This is a genomic window from Pseudanabaena yagii GIHE-NHR1, assembly GCF_012863495.1.
GTDB lineage: Bacteria > Cyanobacteriota > Cyanobacteriia > Pseudanabaenales > Pseudanabaenaceae > Pseudanabaena > Pseudanabaena yagii.
Genome location: NZ_JAAVJL010000001.1, coordinates 1,904,388 through 1,925,039 on the forward strand (window position 1 = coordinate 1,904,388; position 20,652 = coordinate 1,925,039).

A 20,652-nucleotide genomic window follows, 5' to 3' on the forward strand; every position below is an offset into this window, starting at 1 on the left:
ACCCAGAAGAGAGTTGCGGCGCTTCGCGCCGCAACTCTCTTCTGGAAACCATAAATTAACGAACCATGCCAAATCCCAGAATTATTTTAGTAGAGACGGCGGGGGCGCGGAACCTTGGCTCAGTGGCAAGGGTGATGAAAAACTTTGGACTGTCAGAATTGTGGCTAGTTAATCCTCAATGCGATCGCCTCAGTGATGAAGCGATCCATATGGCAGTCCATGCCCGTGAAATTTTAGAAAATGCCAAAATTGTAGAGAGTTTACCTGAAGCACTGATGGGTTGCCAAAGGGCGATCGCCACCGCAGGGCGCATCGATAAGGGAGACATGAAAGTAACTAACCCTCCTCAAGGATTGAGTTGGTTATCACAGGTTGCAACTAGTGCGATCGTCTTTGGTGCAGAGGATCGTGGCTTGAGCAATGCCGAAATTCAACATTGCCAACAGGTGCTGCAAATCCCTGTCAATCCAGACTATCCATCGCTAAATTTAGCCCAAGCCGTGGGGGTTTGTTGCTATCAATGGCAACTACTGCGAGACGATCCCAAAAGTCACGAAAATTTGACTAGCCAAATCGCGCAAGATTTGCTAAAGTCAGCACCCATAGACCTTGCACCCCGCGAGGATATAGAAGCTTGCTACCAGCAACTTGAAGCAGTACTGCTAAAGATCGGCTATGTTTACCCACATACCGCCGCTCATCGGTTGCGAAAGTTTCGGAATATCTTCGATCGCGCGAATCTGAGTCCATCAGAAGTTGCCATGCTGCGGGGGATTTTGCGCCAAGTCAATTGGGCTACGGATCAATAACTTTTTAGATGATTTGCTTTCCAAATCATCATCAAAAGAACTTTAGAGACATTCTTGAATCGGAGTTACAAATAGCAGTGGAACCAAGAAACTTTTCATCGCCTGACGCTAACGAAAAAAGTCGAGAAGCGCGACTAAATAAATTGCGCGAGCGTCGCACCAAGGCTGTGACAAGCAATAGTGAAGCCGTTCCCCGTCCTATGGTTGGTGGTGACTCCCGACCTCGTTTGTTGCGAGATTCTACGCGATCGCCTGACCCAATCATTGATCCCCGTTTCGACAATCGCCTAGAAAATAAAGTCAAGCCTTTACCCAATCGTCAAGGCAAAATCGAAGCTCGTCCTGAGCCAAGGACAGAAAATCGTCCTGAAAATCGCACTGAAGTCCGAACTCGCAAAAAGCCTACCAATCGACCGATTCCGATTAAATCTTCGCCTGCTAAATCCTTGGGTTGGCAGTTGCTTCGATTAGCGATCGCTGGTGTTGGCTTGAGCGTAATCGCAGGTACAGCCCTGTCCTTTTGGCAAACCCAACAGTTAACCCGTGCCAAGGCAGTTGTACCTGAAGCAATTGCTAAGGAAGATCCGAATAAAACTACTCAAGAGATTGTGCCGCTTAGCCTCAAAACTGAAGCTATACCACTGGTTAACAAGATCAAAGAATTAGCAGCCAAGGAAAAAGATCTATCCATGCAAATGATGGTGGTAGATCTAGACTCTGGTGCATATGTCCAGATTGGTTCAAATCAGACAATTGCCGCCGCAAGCACAATCAAAACACCAATTCTGGTCGCTTTTTTCCAAGATGTCGATGCAGGCAAGATCAAGCTTGATGAACTCCTAGAAATAACACCTGATGTCAAGGTTGGGGAAGCGGGAGATTTTCAATTTTTACAAACAGGTACAAAGATCTCTGCAATTACCACAGCAACACAAATGATCGTAATTAGTGACAATACTGCCACGAATATGATCATTAAACGTTTGGGAGGAGTTGCAGCTCTAAATCAGCGCTTCAAATCTTGGGGTCTGAATAATATTGTCATTAATAATCAATTACCCGATCTCGAAGGTACAAATACTATCAGTACCCAAGATATGGTGACGTTATTAGCGATGATCGATAAAGGTAAGTTAATCGAGCCACGCAGTCGCGATCGCTTTATGGACATCATGCGTCGTCCTATTACGAATACGCTCCTACCGAAGGGAATTGATGAAGATGCGCGAATTGCCCATAAAACAGGTGATATTCGCTCAGTCGTTGGTGATGCAGGTATCGTTGATATGCCCAATGGCAAGCGCTATGCGATCGCGGTGATGGTCAAGCGTCCTGATAACGATCAACGAGCCAATGAGTTAATTCGGCAGATCTCACGGGCAACCTATGACTATTTCCTTGCTGGTGGTAAATTGCCTGCGAATAATAACTCTAATCCTACAAGTACGCCCGATGCGTCTAATGCAACGAATTCTAATAGTTCCAGCACCTCGAACAACACGCCCCCTACTAATAACGCTAATCCTGCCAATAATCCCACCAATTCCACAAGCACTAACGCAGGATCTACTAGCGTGATTGAAAATATTCAGCTACCACTGCCCAATTCAACTCCTAGCGCATCCCCTAGGTTGTCACCAAATACACCATAAAGAAAGCCCCGCAAATGCGGGGCTTTCTTTATGACTTTGTGCCGTGATCTCTAGGTTGCGAAATATCGGCTGCCTTGGGTTCAGTAATCGGCGAGGTACGATCGCTACTAATACTATTGTGGGGCAAGGGCTGATTGGCGATCGCCGCTTCGATATTCGCTGCCATAATTTCGCGGGGGATGGCTCCCGTCGTATCACCAATCGCCTGATTAGCGCGATCTAAAAAAATAAATCTGGGAATCCCATCAACGCGGTACTTAGTCACCTCTGGCAACCATTTAGTATTGTCCACATTTAGCATCACAAAATTCATGCGATCGCTATATTCCTTTTCGAGGGACAAATTATCCGCCGCCATCGACTGACAACTGCTACACCAATCCGCATAAAACTCGATGGTGGTGGGCTTATCATTTGCCAGAGCTTCATCAATGGGCATGGCAGCGGCAGCAACTGCATCCAGTGAGGTACTGCTTTGCTGCGCCTGAAAACCAAAAAAGAGGGCAGTAGTCAGAATAATTGCTGCGATCGCCACTAATAAATTGCGTAACTGATTAGATGCAGGTGGGGGACTAGTTGGATTTTCAGAATTCATAACACTTAAGCAAAAGTAAGGAAAAGACTATTTCCATTATGCCGAGCAAGGTTTGCACTATGCTATAGCAATTCTAAAAAACAACAGATATAGCTATCATCACTTGCATATCCCCCCGAAGACGAGTAGCAGTACTTTGCGCCGCCACTCGTCTTCGAGGGTGAGTCCTAACAAGACTGGCAGCAACTATCTAAAAACTGTAATTACGCAATTAACCTATGAGTAATTCTGAGAATTCCTTTGATGCCTCACCCTATGACCTCACGCAAGCCAAACTAACTTTTGGTGAAAAACTTGCCTATGGTGCAGGTGATCTGGGTACTTCCATTACCACTAATCTGCTCTCATTCTTTCTTTTATTCTTTTTTACCAATGTCGCAGGTCTTGATCCCGCTCTCGCAGGACTAGTCCTACTAATCGGCAAAATCTTTGATGCGATTAATGATCCGATTATCGGTGTCCTCAGCGATCGCACTAAGTCCAAAATGGGCAGACGACTGCCTTGGATGATTTACTCGGCAATTCCCTTTGGACTGACATTCCTCGCGCAATGGTTAGTGCCTAGTACTGACAAAACGGTTCTTTTTTGGTATTACGCGATTATCGGTATCATCTTTAATACCTTCTTCACTGCCGTTAACCTTCCCTATACCGCACTCACTCCTGAAATTACTCAAGATTATAATGAACGGACTAGTCTGAATACTTTCCGTTTTACCTTCTCCATTGGCGGCAGTATTCTCTCTCTCATTATTGCCCAAATCATCTTTGCCTTTTTCAAAGATCCTGCGCGGCAAACTGGTAGTTGTAATACAGGTGGAATGCAATATATTGTGCTAGGCGCAGTCTGTGCGATTATTTCTAGCATTTCGATTTATTGGTGTGTATTTGGAATTAAAAGGAGAGCGATCGCTAGCGATCGCCACCGACTCCATAACGAATCTCTAGATACGCATAACGAAGAATTAAGCTTTGGAGAACAGTTAAAAATAGTTTTTAACAATCGTCCATTTCTATTTGTAATTGGAATTTACTTCTGTTCTTGGCTATCTCTACAAATCACTGCTTCGATCATTCCCTATTTTGTTGTCAATTGGATGAAAATGCAGGAGAGTGATTTTATCCTTGTTACGATCGCCGTTCAAGGTACTGCCCTAATTATGCTGTCTGTATGGAGTGCAATTAGTAAAAGATTCGGTAAAAAAGCTGCCTATTTCATGGGGTCTGGCATTTGGATTATTGCTCAAGCAGGATTGTTTTTCTTGCAAGAAGGACAAGTGGTATTGCTCTACATACTAGCAATTATGGCGGGTGCTGGAGTTTCTACAGCTTATCTCATTCCTTGGTCAATGATTCCCGATGTCACTGATCTGGATGAACTAGAAACAGGGCAACGTCGTGAAGGTATTTTCTACGCCTTCATGGTGCTATTGCAAAAATTCGGTCTAGCGCTCGGTTTGTTCTTGCTAGGACTCGGTTTATCTTGGGCAAAGTTTAAGGAAAGTGTTCCTTGTCAACCTTTGCCTGTACAGCCAGATTCTGCTTTGTTTGCGATCAGAGTAGCGATCGGCCCCTTACCCACGATCGCTTTAATCATTGGTCTAGGGTTGGCGTATTTCTACCCTATTACTCGCGAAGTGCATACAGAGATATTGATGCGTCTTGCAGAAAGAAGAAGACAAGGAAGTGAATCGAGCGAATAAATCAAAGCACCCCATGGGTGCTTTCGGATATAAATCACCCAAAGAATCATGAAGTGGTCAACCAATTGCCTATGAATTAGCATATATAATTAATAATGCATATGATCGAGACTATAAGTCTTTACGTCCAGTGTCTAATAATTTAGATTGGATAAATGATAAAAGTCCCATTACGATCGCCGCCCATACACCTGTACTTCAAGCAATAAGTCTTATGGGTCAAGCACAATCTGGTTGTGTGTTGGCAATGGAGGGGGAAACGCTAGTGGGGATACTAACAGAACAAGATATTGTTCAGCTTTGTGCTGCGGGGATAAATTTAGGAGACACAAAAACTGCTGATGTAATGCACCAATCACCAATCACCATCAGGCGATCGCAAATTCGTAAACCCGATGAAGTTATGGTGCTATTGCAGAAACATCAAATTAACTATTTACCAGTTTTAGATGATCAAGGGTATCCAATGGGGGTAATTACTACGAAAAATCTGCTCACTGCTATCACAAATGAACTTGCATCTCGGAAAATATCAGAGCAAAAGAACCAACGCCTCCACGAAAAAATCATTGCCAAAATCATCCAAAAAAATCGCGAATTACGTCAAACCGAGCAAAGATTTTCCTTTGCGCTCCAAAATGCCCCTATAGTCGTCTTTCATCAAGATCGAGACTTACGGTATACATGGATTTATAACCCTGCATTGGGCTACAAAGCAAATGAGGTGATCGGCAAACTCGACAGCGATATCATGCCAACCGATGCAACGGCGCGTCAGCTTACAGAAATTAAACAACGGGTATTAGACACAGGACTTCGCGAACGTCATGAAGTTGCAATTCCCTCGGAACAGATAACTCAATATTATGACTTAACCGTAGAACCTTTATTGGATAAATCGGGTGCAGTTATTGGCGTTAGTTGCGCGGCGTTAGACATTAGCAATATCAAGCAAGCTCAAGTCAAGCTTCAGGAAAGTCAATATTTCGCACAGCGTATTGTTGATGTCTCTCCTGACATCATTTATATCTATGACTTACAAGAGGGATGCAATGTTTATGTTAACAGTGCCATATCTTCCATCCTTGGATATACATCTGAAGAGATCCAAGCTATGGGTTCAGATCTTTTCTCAATTATCATCCACCCCGATGATGTCAAGAAAGTAGTTGAATCGCAAAAGAAATTTGATACTACTAAGGATGGAACTATTGTTGAAATAGAATATCGAGCAAGACATGCGAATGGCGAATGGCGGTGGCTCTATGATCGATCTTCTGTATTTGCTAGAGATGCTGATGGTAAGGTAAAGCAGACCGTCGGTAATTCTCAGAATATCACGAAGCGAAAACTGGCGGAACAGAGACTCAAAGAGATCGAGATGCAACAGCGTACAATCCTCGAACATTTGCCCGCTGGTGTAATTATTACTGAGGGCGCTGATCAAAAAATGCGCTACTACAACCCCTGCTTTAAGCAGTTGTTTGGCTATTCCTTCTCGGAAGTCTCGACGTTTGAGAAGTGGCTGCCCCTTGCCTATCCTGATCCAGAATATCGCGAATGGGTAGCGACAACTATTAATCAGCAACTAGCTGAAGCGATTAGAGAACATAGAGACCCCGAACCGATAGAATCAAGAATTACCGCCAAGAATGGTAGTGTCAAACATGTCAATGTATATTGCACAATCATTGACGAATTACACTTTATCACTTTTGTCGATCTGACCAGTCACTATCAAACTGCGATCGCATTACAAGAGAGCGAACAACATTTACAAACGATTGTGAGCCAAAGCTCTGATGGCATCGTCATTCTCAATCAACAGGGACGGATTATCTTTGCGAATCCTGCCGCCGAAAAAATCTTTAACCTGCATATTGGCGAACTCAAAGATGTCGATCTAGGGATTCCCATCACCATAGATCGTCCCTTTGAAATGGACTTCCACACTAGTACAGGCAAAGTCAAAATAGCAGAGGTATTAGTGACCAAGATCGAATGGGATAATGAGCTATCCTATTTGACCTCAATCCGTGACATCACTGATCGCAAGCAGGTAGAGGAGCAATTATTACTCGCCAATACGGAACTAATTCGCGCAACTCGTCTCAAGGATGAGTTTCTCGCCAATATGAGCCATGAGCTACGCACTCCACTCAATGCCATTTTAGGAATGGCTGAGAGTTTGCAAGATGAGATCTTAGGAGCCTTGAATGAGCGCCAGAAAAAATCAGTTAATACTATTGAAAGGAGTGGTTATCATCTCTTAGAACTAATTAATGACATTCTCGACCTTGCTAAAATTGAAGCAGGTAAATTAGAACTGCATCTCCAAGAAAACATAGTGCAAACTATCTGTAATGATAGCCTTACCTTTGTTAGACAACTGGCACTCAAGAAAAATATTCGTCTCCTCACCCAAATCCCCTCTAACCCTATTTCTATCTGTGTAGATGAGCTTCGTATTCGCCAAGCCTTAATTAACTTACTTACCAATGCGGTCAAGTTCACGCCCGAAGATGGTAGCATCACGCTCGAAGTTCAAACTATCCATATTCCTCATCTTGATACTCAAAACAATTTTCCCCAAGATTTCATTGACTTCTCAGTGATTGATACTGGTATTGGGATTGCCCAAAAAGATATTGGTAGACTGTTCCAAACTTTTGTGCAGATTGATAGTGATCTCAATCGTAAATATACAGGTACGGGCTTAGGACTATCTTTGGTCAAGCGCATTGCTGAGCTGCATCACGGAACCGTATTTTTAGAAAGTAAGGTCAATGAGGGGAGCAAATTTACGATTCGCCTTCCCTATGATCCAAGTCTATACAGCCCATTGCCGCAAACCCCTGTAGCAGATCCATCTACAAGCTCAATATCCGCATCATCCTCATCACCACTGACAACAGAAGCAGGCATCAACTCTAAATTAATTCTCATCGTTGATGATAATGAGGCGAATATTTCTAGTATGTGGGACTATCTGAGAAGCCGAGGATATCGACTTTTGGCAGCCCACAATGGTCAAGCCGCTGTCGATCTTGCGAATGCCGAAAAGCCAAACCTGATTTTAATGGATATTCAAATGCCAGAAATGGATGGTTTAGAAGCAATTAAAATTATTCGCACGAATCCAGAGCTAATCGCTACTCCCATTATTGCCCTCACAGCTTTAGCAATGTCAGGCGATCGCGAAAGATGTTTACAGGTTGGTGCGACTGAGTATTTAACTAAACCCGTCAAGTTAAAACATTTGTCTGAAACTATTCAGACATTATTAAGTAGCTAGCAGGTTGTTTTTTCACCTTCGTGAAAAAACAACCCCTTGCTTCACATAACTTGCTACAAATGACACTTGGTTCCATCACTCACAAAGAGTTACACTCTTTAGTTACTGTTACCTGCACCCAAACCCCATCGCAATTTTGCCCTATGCCCAACCGTCTCGCGCGATCGCAAAGTCTCTACCTCCGCAAACATGCCGATAATCCGATTGATTGGTATCCTTGGGGCGATGAAGCCTTAGAAAAAGCGAGAAATGAAAATAAACCGATCTTTTTATCGATCGGTTATTCCAGTTGCCATTGGTGCACGGTGATGGAGCATGAGGCTTTTTCGGATACGGTGATTGCCGACTATATGAATGAACGCTTTGTAGCCATTAAGGTGGATCGCGAGGAGCGCCCTGACCTTGATAGCATCTATATGCAAGCAGTGCAGATCATGGGCGAAAGTGGTGGATGGCCCTTAAATTTGTTTCTTGTACCCGAAGATTTAGTTCCTTTTTATGGTGGTACATACTTTCCCATTGAGCCGCGCTATGGCAGACCGGGGTTCTTGCGGGTATTGCAATCAATTTGCGAAATTTATTACGATCGCTATCAAGATATCCAAGATTATAAAGATCAGATCGTTAAGAATCTGCACCAAATCAATAAGATGATTCCTGTGCCGATCATTAGTGATGAGGTGTTAACTAATGGCATCGCTAAATGTGCGGAAGTCGTCACTAATCGCGATTATGGAACTTGTTTTCCGATGATTCCCTATGCCAATTTGCTACTGCGAGCCAGTCGCTTTGAGGCAGCCAATCTCGAATCTCAAACAACTATTCTCAAGGACAAATCACAGCAAAGAGGAATAGATTTAGCTTTGGGTGGAATTTTTGACCATGTGGCAGGGGGATGGCATCGCTATACTGTCGATCATACTTGGACAGTTCCCCACTTTGAGAAGATGCTCTATGACAATGGCTTGATCATGGAATATCTAGCCAATCTCTGGTTATCAGGCTTACAGGAACCTGCGATCGCCAGAGCCTGTGAACTCACAGCTACTTGGCTCCAGCGAGAAATGTTAGCCGAAGAAGGATGCTTCTATGCTTCACAGGATGCTGATAGTGAAGGTCGAGAAGGCAAGTTTTGGGTCTGGAGTTTTGCCGAACTGAAGAAAATTTTTAGCAATACGGAACTTGATCTGTTAATTAAGGAATTTACAATTTCCGTTAATGGCAACTTTGAAGAAAGCAATGTTTTACAACGCAAAAAGCTGGGAGACTTATCCCCAGAAACCGAAGCCTGTCTCTTGAAGTTATTCCGTCGGCGTTATGGTGAATATTCCCGTCCAACCGATGCTTTTCCTGTGGCGCGGAGTCAAGACGATATTCGGGAAATTGAGTGGGAAGGTCGTGTCCCACCGATCACCGACACTAAAGCAATTACTGCTTGGAATGCCCTGATGATTTCAGGTTTGGCGACTGCTTACCGTGCTTTTCAAAACCCAATCTATAAGCAACTAGCCGTTAATGCAGCTAAATTCATTCTCGAACATCAATGGATTGAAGGACATCTCCAACGCATTAATTACGAAGGGCAGGAGGCAGTTGCAGCACAATCAGAGGACTATGCGTTCTTGATTAAAGCCCTGCTCGATCTACATCAAGCGCTCCCCGAAAATGCTGATTTCTATTTACAACAGGCGATCGCGATCCAAGCAGAATTTGATCGTGATTTCTGGGATGCCCTCTCTGGTGGTTATTTCAACACTACCAGTGAGTCTAGTCAGCATTTGCTGTTGCGAGAACGTAATTATCAAGACAATGCCACCCCTTCACCCAATGGGGTAGCGATCGCCAATTTAGTCCGTTTTGCAAGTGTCACTGGGAAATTGGAATATCTGGATCGCGCCGAGTTAGCTCTCAAACGCTTTGGACTAGTAATTGCCAATAATCCTATAGCCTGTCCTAGTTTATTAGTTGCCTTTGATTGGTTCCGTAACCATACGCTGGTGCGGACAAATCCTGAGCAATATGCTTATCTCAATCAACAATATCTGCCCTCAGTGATGTTACGCATCGATCAACATTTACCAAGTCCCGATGCGATCGCGATGGTCTGTCAGGGGTTTGCCTGTCTAGAACCTGCCACTACTCCAGAAATATGCGATCGGCAGTTGTTACGCAGTACAACTAGAGTGGGCTTAAATTATAGCAGTTCTAAATAAGGTAAAAGAGGCTTCGACTCCGCTCAGCCAACGTATATAGATGGCTGAGCGGAGTCGAAGCCCTATTTTTTATTTGAATTATCTATAAATAGAGTTGTGGCTCGTGCCACAACTCTATTTAGCGATTATGCTGTGGTCGTATAAGCCTGCATCATCAGTTGCTTAAGATCAGCAATCAAAGGATAGCGAGGATTTGCGCCAGTACATTGATCGTCAAAGGCCCGATCTGCCATTTCCTCCACATGGGATAGGAACAAGTCCGCACTCGTACCCTGTGCAATCAGTGCATCTTTAATCGTGGCAGGAATTTCCACTTGCCGCTTGAGATCTTCCACTGCTGCGATCAGATTTACCACTTTTTCCTCCTCCGTCTCGCCACCTAAACTGAGATAGTCCGCGATCCTTGCATAACGCCACTTGCTATTAGGATATTTATTTTGCGAGAAGATCGCTTGCTTGAAGGGCACATCGGTTGCATTGTAGCGAATCACATGGGAAATCATCAGGGCATTTGCTAAACCGTGGGGAATGTGACAAGTACCGCCCAACTGGTGCGCGATCGAGTGACAGACTCCTAAGAAAGCATTAGCAAAGGCAAGCCCTGCGATCGTTGCCGCGTAATGCACTTTTTCCCTTGCCTTGGGATCGTTAGCCCCATTTTTGTAAGCACTAGGCAGATATTTGAACAATAAGCGAATTGCTTCCAATGCTAAGCCATTGGTATATTCCGAAGCAAGGACAGACACATAGGCTTCAAGGGCATGGGTGAGCGCATCAATACCACCATAAGCAGTAAGGCGTTTAGGAATATTCAAAGTCAGCGAGGGATCGACGATCGCCATATTGGGTGTCAGCGCATAGTCAGCGAGAGGATACTTGATCCCTGTTTTCTCATCGGTGACAACGGCAAAGGGAGTTACTTCCGAACCTGTTCCCGATGTCGTAGGAATAGAGACCATAATGGCTTTTACGCCCAAGGGTGGCAATTCGTAAACGCGCTTGCGAATGTCCATGAAGCGCATAGCTAAACCTTCAAACTCAATCTCTGGATGTTCATACATCAACCACATCACCTTGGCGGCATCCATCGGCGAACCGCCACCAAAGGCAATAATCACATCAGGATTGAAGCTCTTGCAAATAGCTAAGCCCTTATTGACTGTGGCGAGAGAAGGATCAGGTTCGACATCGTAGAAGGTATAGTGGGCAATGCCAATTTCTTCTAAACTGTCGGTCACTTCTTTGGTTAAGCCCAATTCAAACAAAGGGCGATCGGTAACAATGAGAGCGCGTTTGCGATCCTTGAGATCGCGCAGAGCCACAGGCAAGCAACCAGATTTGAAATAAATCTTGGGGGGAATACGGAACCAGAGCATATTCTCGCGACGCTCGGCGGCAGTTTTGACATTGAGCAGATGATGGGGGGTGACGTTTGCCGAGACAGAGTTCCCGCCCCAACTGCCGCAACCAAGAGTCAACGAAGGATCAAGGCGGAAGTTATAGAGATCACCGATCGCACCTTGAGAGGATGGCGTATTAATCAGTACCCGCGAAGTTTCCAGCTTATGCTCGAAATAGCGAATATGATCTTGGTTATTGGGAGCCGTATACAGCACCGAAGTATGTCCATGTCCACCAAACAGAACTAATGCTTCTGCCTTATCAACCGCATCATGGAAGTCATTGGCGTGATACATGGCAAGGATTGGCGATAGCTTCTCATAGGCAAAGGGTTCGTTTTTATTGATTGCCTCGACTTCTCCTATTAAAACCCTTGTATTGTCAGGGATTTCAAATCCTGCGATTTGGGCGATCGCGGCAACCGACTGACCAACGATCGCCGCATTCAAACGTCCATCGGTAAGAATGACCTGACGGACTTGATCGCGTTCTTGCTCATTGAGGAAATAAGCACCACGCTTGATGAATTCTTCTCTAACTGCGTCATAAATAGCATCGACGACAACAACTGACTGCTCCGAAGCGCAAATCGTGCCATTGTCAAAGGTTTTGCTGAGAATAATTGAACTAACTGCCATTTGAATATGGGCAGTTTCATCAATGATGGCAGGCGTATTCCCCGCACCAACACCGATAGAAGGATGTCCCGAAGAATAGGCAGCTTTGACCATACCAGGCCCCCCCGTTGCCAAAATCAACTTGATGTCATGGTGCTGCATTAACGCCTGCGACAATGGTACGGTTGGTTCATCAATCCAACCAATAATGTCGGGGGGGGCACCCGCCGCGATCGCTGCCTCAAGGACAATTTTTGCCGCCGCGATCGTGCATTCCTTCGCATGGGGATGGGGCGAGAAGATGATCCCATTACGGGTTTTCAGCGCAATCAAGGACTTGAAAATCGTAGTCGAAGTGGGATTAGTCACAGGGACAATCCCCGCTAAAATTCCCACAGGTTCGGCGATGCGTTCATAGCCAAAATGCTTGTCCGATTCGATAACACCGCAGGTTTTATCATTCTTATACTTGTTGTAAATCATTTCCGAAGCAAAGTGATTCTTAATCGCCTTGTCTTCAATGACACCCATACCCGATTCCTTCACTGCTGCCTTAGCAAGGGGAATTCGCGCCGCGTTTGCGGCTAATGCTGCCTGTTTGAAAATGCGATCGACCTGTTCCTGCGTAAAATTAGCAAATTCCGCTTGGGCAATCTTTACCCTCTGAATCAACAATTCCAATTCTTCAACATTCGTAACTTTCATCTGTGAATACTCCTCGTTTTTGTTTCTAGCTATTAGCTTTTAGCTTTTAGCTTTTTAGGATTGGTGATTGGTAACAGATTTTTAATTCTATTGTGGCTAATAGCTAACAGCTAATAGCTAACAGTTAAATCCCTACCGCCCCAAGTGCATTGATTCCGCGATCGCGGAAGATATCAACCGTTTGCTGCACTAGTTCGGGTGGTGCTGGTGGTGTGTCTTTGAGGGAATAGGGCAGGCCTAGTTGCTCCCATTTATATTCCCCCATTTTGTGAAATGGTAAAACTTCCAATCTTTCGACATTAGTTAAGGTGGCGATAAAATCGGCAAGTTGATTAACATTAGCAATGTTATCGGTGAGATGCGGTACTAAAACGAACCGAATCCAAACAGGTTTCTTGATCTCGCTGAGATATCTTGCCATGGCTAAGGTTGGCTCGATGGAAACACTGGTAACTTGGTAATAGAGTTCGGGAATATAGGATTTAATATCCAGTAACACCAAATCGGTTTCGGCGAGAACGGGTTGCGCCACTTCTAATGCACAATACCCCGATGTATCAAGGGCTGTGTGTAAGCCAATTTCATGACAACGCTTAAAGATTTCTCTGGTAAATTCTGGCTGCATCAGCGGTTCGCCACCACTGACGGTTACGCCGCCTTTGCGAATGAAGGATTTACATTTTTTGATCTCATCAATCAGATAGTCAACGGTAACTTCTTTCCCATCATGGGCATTGCGACAGTCTGGGTTATGACAATAGAGACAACGGAGGGGACAGCCCTGAGTAAATACAATAAATCTGATCCCCGGCCCGTCTACCGTACCAAAAGTTTCAATCGAATGAATGCGTCCAATTCCAGCCATAGAATCTCCTATTTGTCTAAAAAAGTGCCGCTTGCGGCACTTTTTTAAAACTATACTCGTTCATGGAACGTGCGTTTAATCACATCCAATTGCTGCTCTCGGGTGAGCTTGATGAAGTTCACGGCATAGCCCGAAACCCGAATTGTCAACTGTGGATAGTTTTCAGGATGTTCCATTGCATCCATTAAGGTACTGCGATCGAGGGCATTCACATTAATGTGATGACCACCATCGTGGAAATAGCCATCGAGCAAGCCAACGAGGTTATTTGTGCGATCGCTTTCCTGTCTACCCAAGGCACTTGGCATAATCGAGAAGGTATTCGAGATACCGTCCTGACAATCGCTGTAGGGCAATTTGGCAACCGATGAGAGCGAGGCGATCGCGCCGCAACAATCACGTCCATGCATCGGATTTGCACCAGGGGCAAAGGGTTCACCAGCCCTACGTCCATCGGGAGTGTTACCCGTTTTCTTGCCATAGACCACGTTAGAAGTAATCGTGAGTACCGATTGCGTAGGTACGGCATGGCGATAAGCGGGATGTTTGCGAATCTCATTCATGAACCTTGCCACGAGGTCAACAGCGATATTATCGACGCGATCATCGTTATTGCCATACTTGGGATATTCGCCTTCGGTTTCGTAATCTACCGCCAAGCCTTGCTCGTTGCGAATCACCTTCACCTTGGCATATTTAATCGCCGAGAGCGAGTCGGTGACGACCGATAGACCTGCAATACCACAAGCCATCGTTCGATAGACATCGCGATCATGCAATGCCATTTCGATGCGCTCGTAGCAATACTTGTCATGCATGTAGTGAATGACATTCAACGTATTGATATATGCCTTCGCCAACCATGCCATCATTTGCTGCAAGCGATCGTTAACTTCTTGATAATTCAGATACTCACTAGTAATTGGTGCGAAGTTGGGCGCAACTTGATCCCCAGACTTCTCATCCTTACCACCATTGATTGCATAGAGTAGCGTCTTGGCAAGATTGACCCTCGCACCAAAGAATTGCATCTGCTTACCAATTCGCATGACTGACACACAACAGGCGATCGCATAGTCATCGCCATAGGTGGGACGCATCAGGTCATCGTTTTCATACTGAATGGAACTAGTATCGCTGGATACCTTCGCGCAGAACTGTTTAAAGTTTTCGGGTAAATGTTCTGACCATAAAACCGTCAAGTTAGGCTCTGGCGCTGCTCCCAGATTGACCAATGTATGCAAGAATCGGAAACTGTTTTTGGTAACTAAAGTCCGACCATCAGCACTCATCCCTCCGATCGCTTCAGTCACCCATGTGGGATCGCCTGAGAATAGATCATTGTAGTCAGGGGTACGCAAGAAACGCACCATGCGTAACTTCATTACGAAATGATCGATTAACTCTTGCAATTCCACTTCCGCGATCGCGCCATTCTGCAAATCACGCTCGAAATAGATGTCTAGAAACGTCGAAACCCGACCGAGGGACATCGCAGCCCCATTTTGTTCTTTGACTGCCCCTAGGTAGCCAAAATAGAGCCATTGCACAGCTTCTTTAGCGGTCATGGCAGGACGACCAATATCAAAGCCGTATTTCGCTGCCATTTCCTTGAGTTCAAACAAGGCGCGAATTTGTTCCGATAGCTCTTCCCTTAGACGAATGGTTTCTTCATCCATGACATCGACATCAAGGGATTCCTTTTGGGTCTTCTTGTCATCGATGAGGCGATCGACACCATAGAGCGCTACCCGACGATAATCGCCAATAATCCGTCCCCGTCCATAGGCATCGGGCAAGCCTGTAATGATCCCCGATTTCCTTGCCTTCCGCATTTCCGTGGTATAGGCATCAAATACGCCATCATTATGGGTTTTGCGATATTTAGTAAAAACTTCCTCTGTAGCGGGATCAAGTTGATAGCCATAGGCTTCCAGTCCCGCTTTCACCACTCGGATACCGCCATAGGGCATGATGGCGCGTTTGAGGGGCTTATCTGTCTGTAAACCAACAATTTGTTCTAGTTCACGATTAATATATCCTGCATCATGGGCTGTGATCCCAGCAGGAACCTTCGTATCAACATCCAAAATTCCCTTTTGGTGTTCTAGTTTCATCAGTTCTAACACTTCACTCCAAAGCTGCTGGGTTCTAGTGGTTGGTGCAACCAGAAACTCAGCAGTTCCTTCGTAGGGTGTGTAATTCTTTTGGATAAAATCTCTAACGTTAATCTCTTTTGTCCAACTGCCTTCTGTAAAGCCCTGCCATTCTACATACATTGCTTTAACCTCCAATGTTGTGTCTGAAAGATAAGAGTGTCTTTATCTTTCAGTTCTATTATAGGTTTACCAATTAATCTCTCAAGGAAATAGCAGGAATCTTATTACAAAAGTTAACTCGCAAAATCTAATCCAATCAGGGGATGCAGACTCAAAAAAACCCATTCTGCAAGCTGCCTGCTATGCGGGCGGCTCACGATTCTAGGTTTAGCTACTTGTCTCTTCTATGGAAGGAAGTGATTATTGACAATAGAAAGATAGTATTGCGAAGTGAATCTCTTATTGAGAATCTGATGTTACGTGGAACTAGAATCGCCCCTCATCCCCCAACCCCTTCTCCCGCAGGAGAAGGGGAGCAAAACCTAAATCCCCCTCTCCTGCGGGAGAGGGACTAGGCGATGCACTGAGCCTGTCGAAGTGGGAGAGGGCTTTAGAAGACTTCCATGTAACATCAGTGAGAATGTTCAGCAGATCCCCAATGTACCGTCTGCGTAGCGAGCGACACATTAGCTTTTGTTACCATTGACAAAGTTGGGATGGGGAAGTCATTAAAGGTTGTGAATATCGATAGAATCCTGCAATGTCTAATGTAGCTTGTTGGAATAAAATCCATTCATTGCGATCGCCTCTATCATTGCCCTTGGAGCTACGAATAATTTTGTAATGATTGAGGCTTAAATGACCTTCTTCATCCCATTTAAATTCAGTTTTAGGAATATTAGTCCATTCCCTACCAGCCCAAGAAACTGCTAGGGCTTCCCCCGCAACTGTATTGCCAAGAATTTCCCCCCTTAGGCAGATCAAGTCATCACTATGCGGATAGCCATAATATCCATCCACGCGATCGCCTATTTTCGTGAAGTTAAAACAGACACCTGCACCATCGAGCTTTTGAGGTTTGGGCTTACTACAAAATTGATAACTGCCATTACCTAAAGCAGCGATCGCCTGTTGTGGTTGGGTTTGCGAATTAATTGAAGAACTTGCGAACAAGCTTGAGGAAATCACTAACAAAGCGATCGCCATATCTTTGAGGAGATTATTGGTACGCAGCATAATTGCATCACCTCCTTAACTTCTATTTTAGTCGTTTTCTCCACCCAAATGTTCCCTAAATGCAGACTGTAAGGGACTTGCTATTAATTAAAGTACCTGTGGCTTCGACTTCGCTCAGCCAACGTTAGCTGAGTGAAGTCGAACGTTAGCTGAGCGGAGTCGAAGCTAGATAACTTTGGTGGGACATTTTTTATCAGCAAGTCCCTAAGGACAAAATCAATAGACATACATATTTAATTTTCATAGAAATACAGCTATGAATTTATGATCCCAGTACACAAAAACGATATTTTTGTGCCATAATCGCAGATGAGACACATTCCCCACCTGTTCTTGTGAGCTTCGTATATGGATATATGGCAAGTTAAGGATCAACTTTCAGACTTAGTGAACAAGTACAAATCTCAAGTAGATTTTTTTGCAATTCGCTTAGAGAGATCGCAGGGTGCGGATATTTTTTTACGCAGTAGTAAAGTAGAAACCTTGAGTACAGGCATCTCCATTGGCGGACAGGTGCGAGCTTGTCACAAAGGCGGTTGGGGATTTGCAAGCTTTAACAATCTCCATAACTTAGAAAGTAAACTCCAAGAAGCGATCGCCGCAGCAAAATGGGTGGGTAATGAAGAAACGATTCTTGCTGAGGTTGCCCCTGTGCAGGCAAAGGTCTCTCTAGTGAAGGAAAACCCTCAACGCATCGACCTAATGGCGAAAAAAGACCTATGCGCTCATTACAGTGATATTTTGCGATCGGTTTCTGATCACGTCGTGAGTACGGCTGTTCGCTACGGAGATTGCACGCAACAAGTGATATTTGCCAATTCCGAAGGCACAATGATCGAGCAAGAATGGGCAGATTGGGAAATGCGCTGCTCCGCAACGGCGCGAAAAGGGGATATTGTGCAAACAGGTCGCGAAACCTTTGGCTCAAGGCGTACCTATACAGATTTATTGAATTTAGATCAACAGGTGATCGGTGCAGCCCAGCGAGCAGTGACTGCCCTAGATTTACCTAATGTGCAAGGCAATAGCTATACCGTCGTCATCGATCCCATTTTGGCGGGACTATTTGTCCATGAAGCCTTTGGACATCTCTCCGAAGCAGATATGCTCTATGAAAATCCCGATATGTTGGAAACGATGAGCATTGGTCGCAGATTTGGCTCCAAGGATCTACAGATTTTTGATGGAGCTGCACCTGCGGAACATCGCGGCAGCTATCTCTATGATGATGAGGGTGTCCCTGCAAGTACCACCCAGTTAATTAAGGATGGTGTATTGGTAGGTAGACTGCATTCTCGCGAGACCGCAGGCAAACTCGGTGAACAGGTGACAGGCAATGCCAGATGTTTGGATTATCACTATCCTCCAATTGTTCGCATGACGAATACTTGGATTGGGCGCGGTCAAACGCCCGTAGCCGATTTATTCCATGATATTCCCGTTGGCGTATATGCCAAAAATTGGCAAGAGGGGATGACCAATGGTGAGATGTTTACCTTTACGGCTGGAGAAGCTTGGATGATTCGTGATGGCAAAATTGCCGAACCAGTCAGAGATGTCACCCTTTCAGGGAATGTATTTGAGACCTTAGCGGATATTGAAGCGATCGGTGATGACTTTTTGTGGGATGAGTCGGGCGGTTGTGGCAAAGGCGGACAGAGTGGGCTTGCCGTTGGTTGCGGTTCTCCTAGTTTGAGAATTAGAAATGCGATCGTCGGAGGTGAAGCAAATGACTAAAATTCGTACAGAACTTAAAGAAGTCAACCTACAGTTAGTAGAAACGATCGCAGAGCAACAGCGAAACGAAGATCGGTTAAATTTGCAACTCACACGACTGCGATTAATGTACGACTTTGTGTCAGCGTTGAATGCTGCTCAAACCCTCAATGAGATTTATCAAATTGCCCTAAATTGTATCTGTCCTGCATTGCGAACTTCCCGTGCTGCCCTGATGACTTCTGACGCTAACTATAGTTTGAAATATCAAGAGTCCGTCGGGATTAGTGAAGATTTCAAACAAGCGATCGAAGGCTTTTTTGATGATCCATTGCATCGAGTAGAGTTAAAAGCAAGACTCTTTCCTCACTGTGCCGTATTTCCTAGCGATCGCTTTTTACAAACTATTTGTCAATCAGAAAATATCGGTGCATGGGCGGTATTTCCCCTCGAATACGAGAATCGACATCTTGGCGATATTGTGGCGTATTTTGATATTCCACGCCAGTTTAATGATGAGGAGGTGCAATTAACGCAAACCATTGTGACTTATATTGCGATCGCCATCACTCGCAAGCAAGCCGAGCAAGCACTCAAAGAAAGTCAACAATTTATCCAAAGAATTACCGATACAACCCCCAACATTATTTACATTTACGACATTGACGAAAATCGCAATGTCTATTGCAATCAGACTATCCATCATATTCTTGGTTATACCCCCTTAGAAATTCAAGCGATGGGAGATTCGCTGCTCAATATCGTCATCCATCCCGACGACTTATCGAAAATCAAAGAGCATTATGCAAGCGTCCGTCATAAAAAATTTGATGACCTATTTCTATTTGAATACCGCATGAAAGATTCTCATGGCAAATGGAAATGGTTCTATAGTCAAGAAACAGTCTTCCTCTGCAATCCCGATGGCACAGTCAAACAAACAATTGGTGCTGCTTCAGATATTACAGAATTAAAAGAGGTCGAAAATCGCCTCCAAGCCTCTCTAGCAGAAAAAGAAGTCCTGTTGAGAGAAATCCATCATCGCGTCAAGAATAATTTGAGTGTCGTTGACAGTTTACTATCGATGCAAGCGAGGTATGTCAGTGACATCGAAGCATTGAAATCTCTCTCAGATAGTCAACGCCGCATACATACCATGTCTCTCATTCATGAGCAGTTATATCATTCCCAAGATGTGGGCAGAGTTGATTTCTGTGAATATCTGCAACGTCTCGTTGTCAATCTCTATAGTTCGAGTAATTTTAATATTGATCAAATTGAACTAAAGTTAGACCTGCAGCCAACTTTACTAAACATTGATACAGCAATTTCTTTAGGTTTAATTGTTAATGAGTTGCTCACTAATTCTTTTAAACATGCATTTCCCAATAACCTGAAGGGATTAATCGAGGTAATTTTGTATGAAGATACTGATACTGAGCTTCGCAGGTTGCAATTAACTATTCGTGATAATGGCGTTGGTATTCCTCAAAATATTGATGTGAATTCCACTGCTTCTTTGGGTCTCAGATTAGTGAAGATTCTGACGCAGCAACTCAGAGCCAAATTAGATCTATCTTGTGATACAGGTACAAGTTTTCATTTCATCTTCGAGTCAAACCTATAGTGATATTTTTTGTACGTTGCACTAAATTAAAAACCAACAATAAACAAATTCTATAGATTCATGCTACTTAAATTCTGCCAAGATTATTTGCATGTTAACCTCTAGGGAAATCCTCACAG

Annotated in this window: 13 protein-coding genes; 7 read left to right on the top strand and 6 right to left on the bottom strand. The window is 44.4% G+C overall.

The genetic code is table 11. The features are described 5' to 3' along the window. Positions 1-65: 65 nt before the first annotated feature. Both HC246_RS08890 and HC246_RS08895 read left to right on the top strand, forming a co-directional pair. The gene (locus HC246_RS08890; protein WP_169363072.1) at positions 66-809 is read left to right on the top strand and encodes an RNA methyltransferase; all 744 of its coding nucleotides are present in this window, start codon (positions 66-68) and stop codon (positions 807-809) included. Positions 810-886: 77 nt separating this feature from the next. Then, positions 887-2,461 (top strand): serine hydrolase, encoded by a 1,575-nt coding sequence (locus HC246_RS08895; protein WP_169363073.1) that lies wholly within the window; start codon positions 887-889, stop codon positions 2,459-2,461. Between the two features lie 28 nt (positions 2,462-2,489). Here the strand turns inward: HC246_RS08895 and HC246_RS08900 are convergent, their stop codons facing one another. Then, positions 2,490-3,056 (bottom strand): thioredoxin domain-containing protein, encoded by a 567-nt coding sequence (locus HC246_RS08900; RefSeq protein WP_169363074.1) that lies wholly within the window; start codon positions 3,054-3,056, stop codon positions 2,490-2,492. 218 nt (positions 3,057-3,274) lie between these two features. On the opposite strand from HC246_RS08900, the gene HC246_RS08905 reads away from it, so the two are divergent. The 3 genes from HC246_RS08905 to HC246_RS08915 all read left to right on the top strand — a co-directional run bounded on the left by HC246_RS08905 (position 3,275) and on the right by HC246_RS08915 (position 10,267). Further along, on the top strand, positions 3,275-4,759 hold the full coding sequence (locus HC246_RS08905; protein WP_169363075.1) for an MFS transporter: 1,485 nt from the start codon (positions 3,275-3,277) through the stop codon (positions 4,757-4,759). A 130-nt stretch (positions 4,760-4,889) separates the two neighbouring features. Then, the gene (locus tag HC246_RS26725) at positions 4,890-8,054 is read left to right on the top strand and encodes a PAS domain S-box protein (RefSeq protein ID WP_169363076.1); all 3,165 of its coding nucleotides are present in this window, start codon (positions 4,890-4,892) and stop codon (positions 8,052-8,054) included. Between the two features lie 143 nt (positions 8,055-8,197). After that, positions 8,198-10,267: a thioredoxin domain-containing protein gene (locus HC246_RS08915; RefSeq protein WP_169363077.1), complete on the top strand. Its 2,070-nt coding sequence runs from the start codon at positions 8,198-8,200 to the stop codon at positions 10,265-10,267. 125 nt (positions 10,268-10,392) lie between these two features. Here HC246_RS08915 and adhE read toward each other — a convergent pair whose 3' ends face one another. From adhE to HC246_RS08940, 5 genes are all read right to left on the bottom strand, one after another. Beyond that, positions 10,393-13,023 (bottom strand): bifunctional acetaldehyde-CoA/alcohol dehydrogenase, encoded by a 2,631-nt coding sequence (gene adhE, locus HC246_RS08920; protein ID WP_318655961.1) that lies wholly within the window; start codon positions 13,021-13,023, stop codon positions 10,393-10,395. Between the two features lie 91 nt (positions 13,024-13,114). Further along, complete coding sequence (gene pflA, locus HC246_RS08925) at positions 13,115-13,855, bottom strand: pyruvate formate-lyase-activating protein (RefSeq protein ID WP_169363079.1); 741 nt, start codon at positions 13,853-13,855, stop codon at positions 13,115-13,117. A gap of 50 nt (positions 13,856-13,905) precedes the next feature. After that, on the bottom strand, positions 13,906-16,134 hold the full coding sequence (pflB, locus tag HC246_RS08930) for a formate C-acetyltransferase (RefSeq protein ID WP_169363080.1): 2,229 nt from the start codon (positions 16,132-16,134) through the stop codon (positions 13,906-13,908). A gap of 306 nt (positions 16,135-16,440) precedes the next feature. Further along, positions 16,441-16,641, bottom strand: a complete 201-nt coding sequence (locus HC246_RS08935; protein WP_169363081.1) for a hypothetical protein — start codon at positions 16,639-16,641, stop codon at positions 16,441-16,443. A gap of 9 nt (positions 16,642-16,650) precedes the next feature. Next, positions 16,651-17,190 (bottom strand): hypothetical protein, encoded by a 540-nt coding sequence (locus HC246_RS08940; protein ID WP_169363082.1) that lies wholly within the window; start codon positions 17,188-17,190, stop codon positions 16,651-16,653. Between the two features lie 348 nt (positions 17,191-17,538). On the opposite strand from HC246_RS08940, the gene HC246_RS08945 reads away from it, so the two are divergent. Together HC246_RS08945 and HC246_RS08950 are read left to right on the top strand one after the other, a co-directional pair. Beyond that, entirely contained in the window at positions 17,539-18,927 is a 1,389-nt protein-coding gene (locus HC246_RS08945; protein WP_169363083.1) for a TldD/PmbA family protein, read from the top strand. Then, positions 18,920-20,533, top strand: coding sequence for a sensor histidine kinase (locus tag HC246_RS08950; RefSeq protein WP_169363084.1), 1,614 nt, complete (start codon positions 18,920-18,922; stop codon positions 20,531-20,533). The genes HC246_RS08945 and HC246_RS08950 overlap by 8 nt, the downstream gene beginning before the upstream one ends. Positions 20,534-20,652: the final 119 nt, after the last annotated feature.

Coding starts and splice junctions, on each gene's coding strand:
- pflB (WP_169363080.1), bottom strand. CDS start 16,134: ATGTATGTAGAATGGCAGGGCTTTACAGAAGGCAGTTGGACAAAAGAG.
- HC246_RS08950 (WP_169363084.1), top strand. CDS start 18,920: ATGACTAAAATTCGTACAGAACTTAAAGAAGTCAACCTACAGTTAGTA.
- HC246_RS08900 (WP_169363074.1), bottom strand. CDS start 3,056: ATGAATTCTGAAAATCCAACTAGTCCCCCACCTGCATCTAATCAGTTA.
- HC246_RS08945 (WP_169363083.1), top strand. CDS start 17,539: ATGGATATATGGCAAGTTAAGGATCAACTTTCAGACTTAGTGAACAAG.
- HC246_RS08890 (WP_169363072.1), top strand. CDS start 66: ATGCCAAATCCCAGAATTATTTTAGTAGAGACGGCGGGGGCGCGGAAC.
- HC246_RS08940 (WP_169363082.1), bottom strand. CDS start 17,190: ATGCTGCGTACCAATAATCTCCTCAAAGATATGGCGATCGCTTTGTTA.
- HC246_RS08935 (WP_169363081.1), bottom strand. CDS start 16,641: ATGTGTCGCTCGCTACGCAGACGGTACATTGGGGATCTGCTGAACATT.
- pflA (WP_169363079.1), bottom strand. CDS start 13,855: ATGGCTGGAATTGGACGCATTCATTCGATTGAAACTTTTGGTACGGTA.
- HC246_RS08915 (WP_169363077.1), top strand. CDS start 8,198: ATGCCCAACCGTCTCGCGCGATCGCAAAGTCTCTACCTCCGCAAACAT.
- HC246_RS08905 (WP_169363075.1), top strand. CDS start 3,275: ATGAGTAATTCTGAGAATTCCTTTGATGCCTCACCCTATGACCTCACG.